Consider the following 13,080-nt stretch of genomic DNA (forward strand, 5'->3'; position numbering starts at 1 on the left):
GGGCTGTGGGTGATATGCGACGAACTCCGGCCGACCTGGTGGTTCCCGACGACCTGAGTGGGATCACCGCCGAGCAGTATCGGGCGTCTATGCGGCACTATCCGGCAGGCGTCACGGTGGTGACGATCGGCGCCGACGCCGGTCCGGTCGGTTTCACCGCGACCTCGTTCGCGTCACTGTCGCTGGAGCCGCCGCTGGTGTCGTTCAATATCGCGCACGCCTCGTCGAGCATCGACGCCCTGCGCGCCGCCGATTCCGTGGTCATCCATTTCCTCGGCGAACACCAGCACCACCTGGCCCACCGCTTCTCCCGCTCGGCCGCCGACCGCTTCACCGACCGAGCCCTCTGGACCACCCTCGACACCGGCGAACCGATCCTGCACGGCACCCCCATCTGGCTCCGCACCACCATCCACCAACTCCTCGACCTGGGCGACCACACCTTGGCCGTAGGCCTGGTAACCAGAGTCCACGACGAATCCGCCGACTCGCCCTCCGCCGCCCCCCTGCTGTATTACAACGGCAAATACCACCGCCCCACCCCCCTCGACACGTAGACGGGACCCTCGATGAGCGAGTTCCGCGTGACCGGCGTCTACCCTGTCAGCTTCCGGCAGACGCCCTTCGTAACCGGCTTTGCCAGCGGAAACTTCGCCACGGGCGACACTGTCGAACTGCGACGAGCAAGCAATCCGATTGCCCACGGGGTCCTACAGGGGATGCACATCCACCTCAGCCCTCGAGGCGAACACTCGTTCTTATTCTCCGGCGACATCTCCGAACACGTCCGGGTCGACGATGTCATCCACACCATCGACACCACGACCTTTCTACTCGCCACCCACGGAGGCGCGGACCTCATTGCCTCGGCGGCCGATGCGGCAGCAGGCGGAGTCGAATACCACGACCTGATCGACGAGTAGCAGCCTCATTCGCAAGCGACTCCATCACTGTTTTCGTCCAGTTCCGGACGGTAGCCGGGCTCGCCCGCTCCGGCCGCTCGCGCCGCCTTGCAGTTCTTGTAGTAGACCCCAGGCGACGGCGCCTCGGGCCGAGGCAAATCGACCGTAGGCGGCGGCACATACGGCGTGGTTGCGGGCGGGGGCGGGGCAATGGTCGTGATGATCGGCGGCGGTGGCGGGGCGACCGTCGTTGTCGGTACCACCGCTGTCGGGGCTCGTCACCCAAACCGGCGACACGCCAAACATGTTGGCCGAACTTCGCTTCCCGGTCGGGCCGTTCAGCCGATGAGGCAGGGGGTGGCGCCGGTGGGGTCGGGGGTGAGGGGGCGGGTTTTCGGGGGTGGGGTTCCAGTGGCCGTTGGTGAGGGCGTAGGTCCAGGTGGGGCCGGTGGTTACCAGGGTGGTGAGGGCGGTGATCAGGCGGTCGATGTCGGCGGGGGTGGTGCCGAGGCCGACGCTGGCGCGGAGGGCGGCGTCGAGGCCGAGACTCGTGAGGAGCGGGTGGGCGCAGAAGCGGCCGTCGCGCAGGCCGATGGCGTGTTCGGCGGAGAGGTAGGCGGCGACGTGGCCGGGGGTGTAGCCGTCGACGGTGAAGGCGACGATGCCGACCGAGTCGGGGCTGTCGGACCAGATCCGGACGGAGTTCACGCCCGGGATGGCGGCGAGCCCGTCGCGCAGGCGGTCGGCGAGGGCGCGCTCGTGGGCGACCAGTTCCTCGGGGCCGAGGGCGGCGAGCGCGTCGCAGGCGGCGGCGATGGCGGCCGCGCCGAGGACATTGGGTGAGCCGGCTTCGTGGCGTTGCGGCGCGGGCGCCCACTCCGCTTCCGCCACACCGACATTGCGCACCGCGCCACCACCGGCCAGGTACGGATCGGCCGCGTCGAGCCAGTCGCGCCTGCCGACGAGCACCCCGGATCCGAACGGCGCGTACAGCTTGTGCCCGGAGAACGCCAGGTAGTCGATTCCGCTCTCGCGCAGAGAGATTCGCCGATGCGGCGCGAGCTGCGCGGCGTCGACGAGAATCCGCGCACCACACAGATGCGCGATGTGGGCCAGCCGCTCCAGCGGCAGCACCTCACCGGTCACATTCGACGCGCCGGTGACGGCGAGCAAAGCCGCGGGCCTGCTGCACAATTCGGCGACGATCCGCTGAATGGTCTCCTCGAGCGTCGCGGCGGCCCGGACAACCCTTCGCCCGTTGCGCGTCCACGGCAGGAAGTTGGCGTGGTGTTCGATGTCGAGCACCACCGTCTCCCCCGGCACGCATCCGGCCAGCAGGTTCAGCGAGTCGGTGGTGTTGCGGGTGAACACGACGACCTGGTCGTCGTCGGCGTCGAGGAACCGGGCGACCGAGCCGCGCGAGGCCTCGTAGCACTCGGTGGAGATCCGTGAGGCGTAGCCGGCGCCGCGGTGCACGCTGGCGTAGTACGGCAGCAGTTGCGAAATCCGGTCGGTGACCTGGCGCAATGCGGGTGCGCTCGCCGCGTGGTCGAAGTTGGCGTAGGCGCTCGTTCCGCCTTGGACGAGCGGGACGCGCAGGTCGGCGCCGGACACGGCGGCGAGGGCACAGGTGGGGTCGATTACAGCGGTCATGACGAATATCCCGTCGGCTCAGGAACTCACCACGTAGCGAGAGTCCGCGCTTGCCGCGTCCACCTCGGACGTCGGCCTGGTCGTCACCCGGAGCACCCCACCGCGGAGGAGGGTTGCCGACCAGCTAGCCGGGGCTTGTCGCTGGTACTCGTGACCTGGGTTCGAGATTGGCAGACGATCCGGATCGCTGTCAACCACCGATCGAAAGATGTTGCTCGCCACCAGATCCCGATTGCCCCTGGATTGCCCATACGCCGACAGGTGGCAAGCCCCATCGTGGACCCCCCAAATGATTGAGTTCCCCCACTATTTGTTAGAGTGGCCGACATGCCCTCGACCACGAACCCCGAACGCGGCCTGGCGCGCTACCCGGTGTACGCGCTCGGCAGGCTCACCAAGTTGATGCACGCCGAGATCGACGTCCCGCTGCGTGACCACTGGGTGCTCACCTTCATCGGGGAGAACGCCGACCTCACCCAGAAGAAGGTCGGCGAGTCGCTCGGCATCGACCGCAGCGAGGTGGTCCGCCTGATCGACGCGCTGGAGGGCGCGGGCCTGGTCGAACGCACCCGCGACGGCAAGGACCGCCGTAAATACCGGCTACGCATCACCGAAGCGGGCCGCAAGCAGTGCAAGCGCACCGACAAGCTGATCGCCGAGGCCACCGCCCGCGTCCTCGCCCGGCTCGACGCCGACGAGCAGGCCACCCTGCACCGGCTCGCGCTCACCGCACTCGGCGAGACATCCGCGGCGCCCGCCCCGTAGCTGTCGGGCGCGCCCGACAACTCCCGGTACCGTTGGCAACTGGTGACCATCCCGTTTGCTCTCCGGTAACCCGACCGTGAAACAACAGACACCGATGGGGGTCAACCGATGAGAGGTGGACTGAGCACGATGCTCGAGCCACGCACCGAGGGCCCGGCGAACCGGCGGCGTGATCCGCTGCTGCGCGCCGATCTGGCCGCGCCGCCACGCACCCTGGTCGACATTCTCACCAGCACCGCCCTCGCTCACCCCGACGCGCCCGCGATCGACGACGGCACGACCGTGCTCAGCTACATGGAGTTGGTGGCCGCGATCGAGGCCAGGATGACCGAACTCGCCGCGGCCGGGGTCCGCCCGGGCGACCGGGTGGGCGTGCGGATGCCCTCGGGCAGCGCCGCGCTGTACGTCACCATTCTCGCGGTGCTCTACTGCGGTGCCGCCTACGTGCCCGTCGACGCCGACGACCCGGAGGAACGCGCCCGGCTCGTCTTCGGTGAGGCGCGGGTGAGCGCGATCGCGACCGCCGCGGGCATCGAGTCCGACACCGCCGTCGCGGGCAACGGCCACAATGATCCGCACACCCTGCCGACTCCCGCCGACGACGCCTGGATCATCTTCACCTCCGGTTCCACCGGCACCCCGAAAGGTGTTGCGGTGACCCACCGCAACGCCGCCGCGTTCGTCGACGCCGAGGCCAGGTTGTTCCTGCGCGACGCCCCGATCGGCCCAGGCGACCGCGTGCTGGCCGGCCTGTCGGTGGCGTTCGACGCCTCCTGCGAGGAGATGTGGCTGGCCTGGCGCAACGGCGCCTGCCTGGTTCCCGCCCCGCGCGATCTGGTCCGCACCGGTGCCGACCTCGGGCCGTGGTTGATGCGCCGCGAGATCAGCGTCGTCTCCACGGTGCCGACACTGGCCGCCACGTGGCCCTCGGATGCCCTGGAATCGGTGCGGTTGCTGATCTTCGGCGGCGAGGCCGTACCACCGGAGCTGGCCGAACGTCTGGCGGGCGCCGAGCGCGAGGTGTGGAACACCTACGGCCCCACCGAGGCGACGGTCGTCGCGTGCGCGGCGCTGCTCACCGGCGAGATGCCCGTGCGCATCGGCCTGCCGCTCGACGGCTGGGACCTCACCGTGGTCGACCCGCAGGGCAACCCGGTACCGACGGGCGAAACCGGTGAACTCGTGATCGGCGGTGTCGGCCTGGCCCGCTATCTCGACCCGGCCAAGGACGCCGAGAAGTACGCCCCGCTGCCGTCGCTCGGCTGGGAACGCGCTTATCGCAGTGGCGATCTCGTGCGCAACGACCCCGAGGGCCTGATCTTCCTCGGCCGCGCCGACGATCAGATCAAGATCGGTGGCCGCCGCATCGAACTCGGCGAGATCGACAACGCCCTGCAGCACCTGCCCGGCGTGAGCGGTGCGGCCGCCGCGATCCGGACGACGAAGGCGGGCAACAAGATCCTCGTCGGCTACCTCACCGGCGCCGGACCGGAATTCGACGCCAAACAGGCCAGAAAGATTCTGGCCGAACAACTTCCGGCACCGTTGGTTCCGCGCCTGGCGGTGGTTGCCGACCTGCCGACACGCACCTCCGGCAAGGTCGACCGCGACGCTCTGCCGTGGCCGCTGCCGAGTACCGACGACACCGCCGACCACGGGCTGAGCGGCACCGCCGCCTGGGTCGCGGGACTGTGGGACGCCATTCTCGGCGCCGAGGTGACCGATCTGGACACCGACTTCTTCGATGTGGGCGGCGGTTCCCTCTCGGCCGCCCAGCTGGTCGGCGCGCTGCGTGAACGGTATCCGCATGTCACCGTGGCCGATCTCTACGATCATCCGCGCCTGGGTTCGCTGGTGCAGTACCTCGACGGCAGCGCCCCTGTGGCCGCCGTCGACGCGCGGGTGGTGGAACCGACTCCCCTGCGCGCTCAGCTCACCCAGGTACTGGCCACCATCCCGCTCACCACGCTCACCGGCTTGCAGTGGGTCACCTGGCTGGCGGTGGTGTCGGCGATCGCCGGCTGGTCCGGTTCGCTGCCGTGGTTGCCCCGGTTGTCGTGGTGGTGGATCGTGCTGGCCTTCGTGCTGTTCATCTCGCCGATCGGCCGGATGACACTGTGCGTTGCGGGTGCCCGCGTGCTGCTCGCCGGGTTGCGTCCCGGCACCTACCCACGCGGTTCGTGGGTGCATCTTCGCCTGTGGGCGGCCGTGCGCCTCTCGGAGGCCAGTGGCGCCGAAAGTCTCTCGGGCGCACCGTTGATGGTGCCGTTCGCGCGGGCGCTCGGCGCCAAGATCGGCAAGGGCGTCGACCTGCACTCCCTGCCGCCGGTCACCGGCATGCTCGAACTCGGTGACGGCGCGAGCGTGGAACCCGAGGTCGACCTGTCCGGTTACTGGGTCGACGGCGACCGCGTGCACATCGGCGGCATCACCATCGGCGACGGCGCGGTGATCGGCGCCAGGTCGATCCTGCTGCCCGGAACCAAGATCGGTAAGCGGGCCGAGATCGCGCCCGGTTCGGCCGTGTCCGGCAAGGTCAAGGGCGAACAGGAATGGGCTGGCTCACCGGCGGCGAAGACCGGTAAGGCGCCGCGCCGCTGGCCCGACCACTCCCCCGAGCGCGCCAGGCACTGGCTGATCGTGTTCGGCCTGTCGTCGATGGCGCTGGCCGCGATGCCGGTGCTCGGCCTGGCCGTCGGCGGCACGTTCATCGCCTGGTGGGTGCGCGAGGAGACGACCATCGGCGCCGCCGCCCTGCGCGGTTTCGCGATCCTGCCGGTCGCCACGCTGCTCAGCCTCGGTGTGTACGCGGTGGCGACGGTGATCGCGGTCCGCCTGCTCGGTATCGGCCTGCGCGAGGGCTACCACCCGGTGCGCAGCCGCACGGGCTGGCAGGTGTGGGCGACCGAACGCCTCCTCGACTCGGCACGCACCTTCCTGTTCCCCCTCTACGCCAGCCTGCTCACCCCGATCTGGTTGCGGCTGCTCGGCGCACGGATAGGCAAGAACGTCGAGGCCTCGACAGTGCTGTTGCTGCCCAAGTTCACCGTGGTCGCCGACGGCGCGTTCCTGGCCGACGACACCATGATCGGCAGCTATGAACTCGGCGGCGGCTGGCTGCGCATCGGCGAGGCCAAGGTCGGGAAGCGCGCCTTCCTCGGCAATTCCGGGATGACCGCACCCGGTCGCCGGGTGCCGAAGAACGGGCTCGTCGCAGTGCTGTCGGCGGCGCCGAGCAAGGCGAAAGCCGGGTCGTCGTGGCTGGGCAGCCCGCCCGTGCGGTTGCGTCGCGCGGCCGAATCCTCCGATACCTCCCGCACTTTCGACCCGCCGCTGCGGTTGAAACTGGCGCGCGCGTTCGTGGAGACCTGCCGACTGATCCCGGTGATGGTGACCTTCGCCATCGGCCTCGGCGTGCTGTTCACCCTGGCCCTGATCGCCCAGCACAGCGACTATCTGGTCGCGGCGCTGCTGTCGGGACTGGTGCTGATGGTGGCGGGCGCGGTGGCGGGCATGATCGCCGTCGCCGCGAAATGGCTTCTGGTAGGCCGTATCCGAGCGGTGGAGCATCCGCTGTGGAGCTCGTTCGTGTGGCGCAACGAGGTGTCGGACGCCTTCGTCGAGACCGTCGCCGCGCCCTGGTTCGCCAGGGCCGCCACGGGTACCCCGGTGATGAATCTGTGGTTGCGCGGACTCGGTGCCAAGATCGGCCGAGGGGTATGGTGCGAATCCTATTGGCTTCCGGAGGCAGACCTGGTGACACTCGGTGACGGCGCGACCGTGGAACGCGGCTGCGTGGTGCAAACCCACCTGTTCCACGACCGCATCATGTCCATGGACACGGTGACCCTCGACGCCGGCGCGACCCTGGGCCCGCACTGCGTCGCCCTGCCCGCCGCCCACATCGGCGCGGGCGCCACCATCGGACCGGCCTCGCTCGTCATGCGCGGCGACGTGGTTCCCCCGTCGACCCGCTGGTGGGGCAACCCCATCACGCCCTGGGCCAGTTGATGCGCTCGTTCTACGAGGACCCGATCGACATCTACCTCCCGCAGAACGGCAATCGCGGCTACCGGGTGTCGCGCTACGAGCTGGAGCTGAGCTACAAACCGGCCAGCAATCGGCTGGCCGGGCGTGCGGTGATCATCGCGGTCACCACCGAGGTCCGTTCGTCGTTCACCCTCGACCTGTCCCCTGCTCTCGGGGTGTCGAAGGTGTTCGTCAACGGGTCCAAGTCGGTGAAGTTCAGTCATCAGCGCGGCAAGCTGGCCGTCACCCCGCAGCAGAAGATCCCGGCGGGCGGGGTGCTCGAGATCGCCGTGCACTATTCGGGCACGCCGAAACCGGTGCGCGGACCGTGGGGCGAGGTGGGCTGGGAAGAACTCACCGAGGGCTCACTGGTGGCCAGCCAGCCCAACGGCGCGGCGTCATGGTTTCCTTGCGACGACCATCCGAGTTCCAAAGCGTCCTACCGCATTTCGATCACGACGGACAGCCCGTACTACGCGCTGGCCAACGGCACCCTGATGCGTAAGCAGGCCAAGGCGAGCCAGACCACCTGGGTGTACGAGGCGCCCGAACCGATGGCCACCTACCTGGCGACCATCCAGATCGGCAACTACCGCAAGTACCGGGTGGGCAGTCCCGGCGAGCCGGTGCCGATGCAGGCCATCGTCCCGCCGCGGTTGCGCGCGAACTTCGAGCACGACTTCGCGCGTCAGCCGCAGATGATGGCGTTGTTCACCGAGAAATTCGGCCCGTACCCGTTCGAGAACTACAGCGTGGTCGTCACCGACGACGACCTCGACATCCCGATCGAGGCACAGGGCATCTCCATCTTCGGCGCCAACCACTGCGACGGCAGGCGCGGCGCCGAACGACTCGTCGCACACGAACTGGCACACCAGTGGTTCGGCAACAGCCTGACCCTGCGGCAGTGGCGCGACATCTGGCTGCACGAAGGCTTCGCCTGTTACGCCGAATGGCTCTGGTCGGAGGCCTCGGGCGGGCCGGGCGCCGATCAGCTGGCGCGCGCCGCGCACGCGAACCTCGCCCGCCAACCGCAGGACATCATCGTCGGCGATCCCGGCCCGGCGGACATGTTCGACGACCGCGTCTACAAGCGCGGCGCCCTCACCCTGCACGCGTTGCGCCTGGAACTGCGCGACCACCTGTTCTTCCAGCTCATCCGCGAATGGACCGCCCGCTACCGGCATTCGTCGGTGACCACCGAGGACTTCGTCGACCTCGCGGGTCATTACAGCGTCGCGCCGCTGCGCGGGCTGTTCGCGGTGTGGCTGGGCACCAGGCCGTTGCCGCAGCTACCTCAGAACACCAAGTAGCGCTGGGCCAATTCTTCGACGAGCGGGTCGTCGGCGGGCACCATCTCGAGTGCTTCCAGATCGTCGGCCACCGAAATGTGACGGTTGTCGTCCTGCTCGGGGTCGGGCCCGTCCTCGGCGAGATGACGCTGCAACTTCTGCCGGACCCGGTCCTTCAGTGAATCGCGCATACTTCCAGATTGCCCGTCGGCCCGTGCGCACGCCAGCCTCAGACTGGCGTGAGCCAGGTTCCCCACGGGGTGTTGCGCAGCACCGAATACCCGATGAGCAGGCCGAAGAAGGTCCACACCGTCACCGGACTCAAGCGGGGTAACCGCCAGCCTTGCCCGCGTCTGGCGCGCAGGAACCAGTCGACGACGAAGGCCGCGAACGCGAGGGTCAGCGGCAGCGCGAGCAGGTTGCTGTGCAGGGAATCGATGATGCGGCCGTCGGTGAGATTGTGCATCGCGCGCATCCCGCCGCAGCCGGGGCAGTACACCCCGAATATCGCGTACACCGGGCACAGGCCGTAGGAACCCTCCACGTGCGGGTCGCGGAAATGCAGCAGAGCCAGGGTGCCGATCCCGAGACCAGCGGCGATCAGCGGCGGCGCGAACCGTCGCCAGGGCGGCGCCGGGGTGCCGGCTGCGCCGGAAATCCCGGTCGCGACGTGCGCGTTGTCCACCCTCTTACGGTAACGGCGCCCGCTGGAAGCCGCCACAACGCCTGTAATTCCCCGGCCGCTTCGGACGATTCCACAAGGTAAGCGGGTGTTGATACCCACTCGGCAACAAATGGGACACTCTGACCCGCTAACACTAGCTAGCACGCAAGCTCGCACTGTACGGTGGCCTACGACACAAAGGAGTGCCGATATGCTTGCGAAGTCGATGATGACGCTCGCGGCAGCGCGTTCCACGGTCTCGAGTTTCGAGTCCGGCGCACTGACCGCCCAGTTCCGTGCCGGGCTGCGTACCCGCAGTTTCGCCACCGCGAAGCTCAACGCCCCCGCCGCCCCGCACCGGGTCGTCCCGGTCACCACCGCCGACGGAGCCGAGCTCCGGGTGCACGTCTACGGCGAGGACACCGCTCCGGCGCTGGTGCTCATCCACGGCTGGGCGTGCAGCATCGAGTACTGGAACCCGCAGATCAGTGCCTTCGCGGACAACTACCGGGTGGTCGCCTACGACCAGCGCGGCCACGGCGAATCGACACTCGGCACCGCGGCCCCCAGCGAGCACACCCTCGCCGACGACCTCGCCACCGTCCTCGAAGCGACGCTTCGCCCCGGCGAACAGGCCGTGCTCGCCGGTCACAGCATGGGCGGCCTGACCATTCAGGCCTGGTCCAAGCATCACCCCGAGCAGGTCACCGAGCGAGCCGCCGCCGTGCTGCTGGCCAACACCGCCAACTCCGACATCCGCGCCGAAACCGACCTGCTGCCGCTGCTCAACAAGCAGCTCACCGTGGCCACCACCCCCGTGACCATCCTCGGCGCGCCGATTCGGATGCCGCAGCAGATCAGCGAAACCGTGCTGTTCACGCCGGTCCCGATTCCGGGCGGCTGGCTCACCGAGCAGGTGTTCCGCTACCGCATCCTCACCCCGGAAGCGACCGCCGACGAGATCGACTTCGCGATCGGCATCATCCGCTCGTGCCGTCCGCTCGCCCGCGCCCGGCACGCCGCGGCCATGGCCGACATGGACCTCACCGCGGGCACCGCCAACCTGACGGTCCCCACCACGGTGATCGCCAGCGCCCAGGACCGTCTCCTCCCGCCGCGCATGTCACGGCCCATGGTCGAGGTGCTGCGCCGCTCCGGCCACCTGACCGACTTCCACGTCCTGCCGCACGGTCACCTCAGCAATATCGAAGACACCGATGCCTTCGACACCACCCTGCGCCGTGTCCTGCTCAGCGCCCACTCCCGGTCGACGCGCACCCGCAAGGCCGCCCGCTGACCGACCACGAACTTCCTGAGCACGGTCAACGGCGACCGGCTCAGGGGGCCAACCGGAAAAGGCCCTCGACCATGTGGTCGAGGGCCTTTTCCGTGTCGGTCGCGAGTTCACTCGCGGTAGACCACCACGTACGCGTTGGTCGCGGTGCCGATGCTGTACGGCCCGATGCAGGATGCCGCGCCCTGCCCGGTCGGGCTGATCGCGCCGCTCCATGAGCCCCGGTAGGGCCCGATTCCCATGAGCGGGAACGCATTCGGGATGCCTGCCAGTCCCCAGCACTCGACGATCAGGCTGTACTCGCGGCTCGCGGGCGCACCGGTGTCATGACAGCTGACCGAAGCGCCGACCAGATCGCGGGTGACCACACAGTCCTGTGGGCCCGCGTGCGCGGCGCCGGAACCGACAACAGCCGAGAACCCCACCACCGACGCTGCGGCGGCTGTGAGGCGAACTGCCGCGACCACTGATTTCCTCATACGGAATCTCCCTTGGCTCGTTATATAGCAGTCGGGCATATCGTTAGCGTTGTTACACATCAGGGCAACAGCAGTCCCCAGTACAGGGCCCACAGGGTGAATCCGATGCCGCCGACGAAGACCAGCATCCATCGGACGCGCGCACCCTTGCCCGCGCCCTCGAGTATGGTCCCGCGTCGGGCGATCAGGTAGATGAGCGAGCACACCGCACACACCGCGATCACCTGCAAGGTCAGCCAGGGCAGGGTGCGGCCGAACAGCAACGGGCCGAACGAGGTCGCCCTGGTCGATGCTACGTACAGCACCTGGGCGATCGTGCCGATGATTCCGATCCCGGCTGTTGTCACCAGCACGCGTGCGACTCCGGCTCGAGGCAGACGCCACGCACTGGCAAATCCGGTGAGCGCGTAGCCGAGCAGGGTTAGCACGGTGCCGAGGAAGAGGACCACCAGCGCCGTCGGCGATTCCCACCATGCCTGTGGTGCCAGCGGTGTCACCGAATGTGCTTGCGCGGCGGGTTCGTCCGAGTGCTTGCCCGCAGAGCCGGGCAGGCCTTTCACCCAATCGCCCACGAGTTCGGGGTATCCGGACGCCAGGTCCGCGCCCTTGTCGAAACCGTCGGTGGTCGTGAAGGCGCCATGTTGCGCATCCAGCGTGCGCAGGGTGTAGTCGGTTTTCCCTACTCGTTCGAAGGCGTCGCGGAACCCGCGCAGGCTGTCGCCAGGTGGGGTGAGCCGGTCCTTGTCGCCCCAGATGGCGAGCACCGGCTGTCCGATGGCTTCCAGCACCGGCACCGGATCGTAGTACGCCTGGGCGAACAGACCCGCGACCGCACTGACACGAATCGCGTTGCGTCCCAACGTATCGATCATCGAGCCGCGCACACCCGCAGCCCCGAACCGGGTCTCGTTCGCCCAGGCCTGCTGTGCCGCCGGGGCACCGGCATTCGCGCCGACGACGATCAGGAACGCGACGTCCTCCGAACGCGAAGCAGCAAGCGGCGCAACCCAACCGCCTTCGGACAGACCCCACAGACCGACGCGCGCGGGATCCACTTCGGGTCGTTCGCGCAGGGCCGCCGCACTCGCGAGGGCGTCATCCGCTAGCAGGGAGTAGTCGCGGTGCGCCGGTGTGTAGTCCTCTGTCCGCTTCTCGTATCGGAGCGTGACGATGCCCTGACGTGCGAAAGCAGTTGCGATCTGCGCGTATTGAGGACTGCGTCCATCGCCGGAACCGTGCACGAGAACGACTCCCGGCAGCCCGGTGGCACCCACCGGGGCGTGCACGGTGCCCGTGGTGGTGGTGCCGTCGGATCGCGTGAAGGTGATATCGGCGGTGGTGGTCTCGTCGGCGCCTGCTGTCGGCGCGCAGGCTATGAGAGCCGCGATCATGCTGGTGAGCAGGACGATTCGGGTGATCATGCGGGTTCCTACTCGTCCATGCCCGGTGCGGGGAAAGCGATGAAACGGGTCAGCACCCGGCGCGCACCGGGCCGCTTCCCTGCGTGCGTGGCCTGAAAGCGTTTGAGCAGGGCGAGATACTCCTCGCAGAAGGCGTCGAGTTCCTCGCGAGTCGCGTAGATCGCCCCGCGCGAGAACGGCATCACGTCACCCCACTCGCCGAGCCTGTCCCGCTCGGCCTGGAACCGCCCGAACAGCTCGACATCCTCGGCGATGTGCTGCGCCACCAACCCCTCGAGCAGCTCACGCATCTCCGGCGACTGCGCCTGGTCCAACCGATACCGCAAATCCTTCGGCGGCGACCGCCACCACCGCTCCTTCCCCTTGGCCAGCTCCGGCGCCTCCTCGATGAACCCGTGCTCAGCCAGCTGCCGCAGGTGGTAGCTGGTAGCCCCGGTGTTCTCCCCCAACACCTCCGCCAACCCCGTAGCCGTAGCAGGCCCCTTCTCCGCCAACGCCCGCAGAATCCGCTGCCGCAAAGGATGCGCCAACGCCCTGAGCGCCACCGGATCCGTAATCTCCCTGGGTTCCACACCGTCCAT

12 protein-coding genes, 1 pseudogene and 1 riboswitch are annotated in these 13,080 nt (G+C 68.6%); of the genes and pseudogenes, 6 read left to right on the forward strand and 7 right to left on the reverse strand.

What is annotated here, in order from left to right; translation table 11 throughout:
- Nucleotides 1-14 precede the first annotated feature (14 nt).
- Nucleotides 15-557: a flavin reductase family protein gene (locus NI2_RS26110; protein ID WP_067495818.1), complete on the forward strand. Its 543-nt coding sequence runs from the start codon at nucleotides 15-17 to the stop codon at nucleotides 555-557.
- 12 nt (nucleotides 558-569) lie between these two features.
- Nucleotides 570-923, forward strand: coding sequence for a hypothetical protein (locus NI2_RS26115; protein WP_067495821.1), 354 nt, complete (start codon nucleotides 570-572; stop codon nucleotides 921-923).
- A gap of 5 nt (nucleotides 924-928) precedes the next feature.
- Here NI2_RS26115 and NI2_RS35615 read toward each other — a convergent pair whose 3' ends face one another.
- Entirely contained in the window at nucleotides 929-1,165 is a 237-nt protein-coding gene (locus NI2_RS35615) for an excalibur calcium-binding domain-containing protein (protein ID WP_084476803.1), read from the reverse strand.
- Nucleotides 1,166-1,240: 75 nt separating this feature from the next.
- A pseudogene (locus NI2_RS26120) lies at nucleotides 1,241-2,555 on the reverse strand (aminotransferase class V-fold PLP-dependent enzyme).
- Between the two features lie 41 nt (nucleotides 2,556-2,596).
- Nucleotides 2,597-2,711: riboswitch (SAM riboswitch) on the reverse strand.
- Between the two features lie 171 nt (nucleotides 2,712-2,882).
- Here NI2_RS26120 and NI2_RS26125 point away from each other — a divergent pair.
- The 3 genes from NI2_RS26125 (at nucleotide 2,883) to NI2_RS26135 (ending at nucleotide 8,662) form a co-directional block, all read left to right on the forward strand.
- Complete coding sequence (locus NI2_RS26125; RefSeq protein ID WP_067495824.1) at nucleotides 2,883-3,320, forward strand: MarR family winged helix-turn-helix transcriptional regulator; 438 nt, start codon at nucleotides 2,883-2,885, stop codon at nucleotides 3,318-3,320.
- 129 nt (nucleotides 3,321-3,449) lie between these two features.
- Complete coding sequence (locus NI2_RS26130) at nucleotides 3,450-7,331, forward strand: Pls/PosA family non-ribosomal peptide synthetase (RefSeq protein ID WP_067495827.1); 3,882 nt, start codon at nucleotides 3,450-3,452, stop codon at nucleotides 7,329-7,331.
- Complete coding sequence (locus tag NI2_RS26135) at nucleotides 7,331-8,662, forward strand: M1 family metallopeptidase (RefSeq protein WP_067495919.1); 1,332 nt, start codon at nucleotides 7,331-7,333, stop codon at nucleotides 8,660-8,662. The genes NI2_RS26130 and NI2_RS26135 overlap by 1 nt, the downstream gene beginning before the upstream one ends.
- Here NI2_RS26135 and NI2_RS26140 read toward each other — a convergent pair.
- On the reverse strand, nucleotides 8,647-8,832 hold the full coding sequence (locus NI2_RS26140; RefSeq protein ID WP_067495829.1) for a hypothetical protein: 186 nt from the start codon (nucleotides 8,830-8,832) through the stop codon (nucleotides 8,647-8,649). The genes NI2_RS26135 and NI2_RS26140 overlap by 16 nt on opposite strands.
- A 38-nt stretch (nucleotides 8,833-8,870) precedes the next feature.
- Nucleotides 8,871-9,326 (reverse strand): DUF2752 domain-containing protein, encoded by a 456-nt coding sequence (locus NI2_RS26145; RefSeq protein ID WP_067495832.1) that lies wholly within the window; start codon nucleotides 9,324-9,326, stop codon nucleotides 8,871-8,873.
- Nucleotides 9,327-9,516: 190 nt separating this feature from the next.
- Between NI2_RS26145 and NI2_RS26150 the strand changes: the two genes are divergently transcribed.
- Nucleotides 9,517-10,602: an alpha/beta fold hydrolase gene (locus tag NI2_RS26150; protein WP_067495834.1), complete on the forward strand. Its 1,086-nt coding sequence runs from the start codon at nucleotides 9,517-9,519 to the stop codon at nucleotides 10,600-10,602.
- A gap of 107 nt (nucleotides 10,603-10,709) precedes the next feature.
- Here NI2_RS26150 and NI2_RS26155 read toward each other — a convergent pair whose 3' ends face one another.
- From NI2_RS26155 to NI2_RS26165, 3 genes are read right to left on the reverse strand one after another with little or no spacing between them, the layout of a single operon-like run.
- Entirely contained in the window at nucleotides 10,710-11,078 is a 369-nt protein-coding gene (locus NI2_RS26155; RefSeq protein WP_243749828.1) for a hypothetical protein, read from the reverse strand.
- A 59-nt stretch (nucleotides 11,079-11,137) separates the two neighbouring features.
- Complete coding sequence (locus NI2_RS26160; RefSeq protein ID WP_067495837.1) at nucleotides 11,138-12,499, reverse strand: alpha/beta hydrolase family protein; 1,362 nt, start codon at nucleotides 12,497-12,499, stop codon at nucleotides 11,138-11,140.
- 8 nt (nucleotides 12,500-12,507) lie between these two features.
- On the reverse strand, nucleotides 12,508-13,080 hold the full coding sequence (locus NI2_RS26165; protein WP_067495840.1) for an ArsR/SmtB family transcription factor: 573 nt from the start codon (nucleotides 13,078-13,080) through the stop codon (nucleotides 12,508-12,510).

Origin of the sequence: Nocardia ignorata NBRC 108230, from assembly GCF_001612905.1 — a bacterium.
Lineage (GTDB): Bacteria > Actinomycetota > Actinomycetes > Mycobacteriales > Mycobacteriaceae > Nocardia > Nocardia ignorata.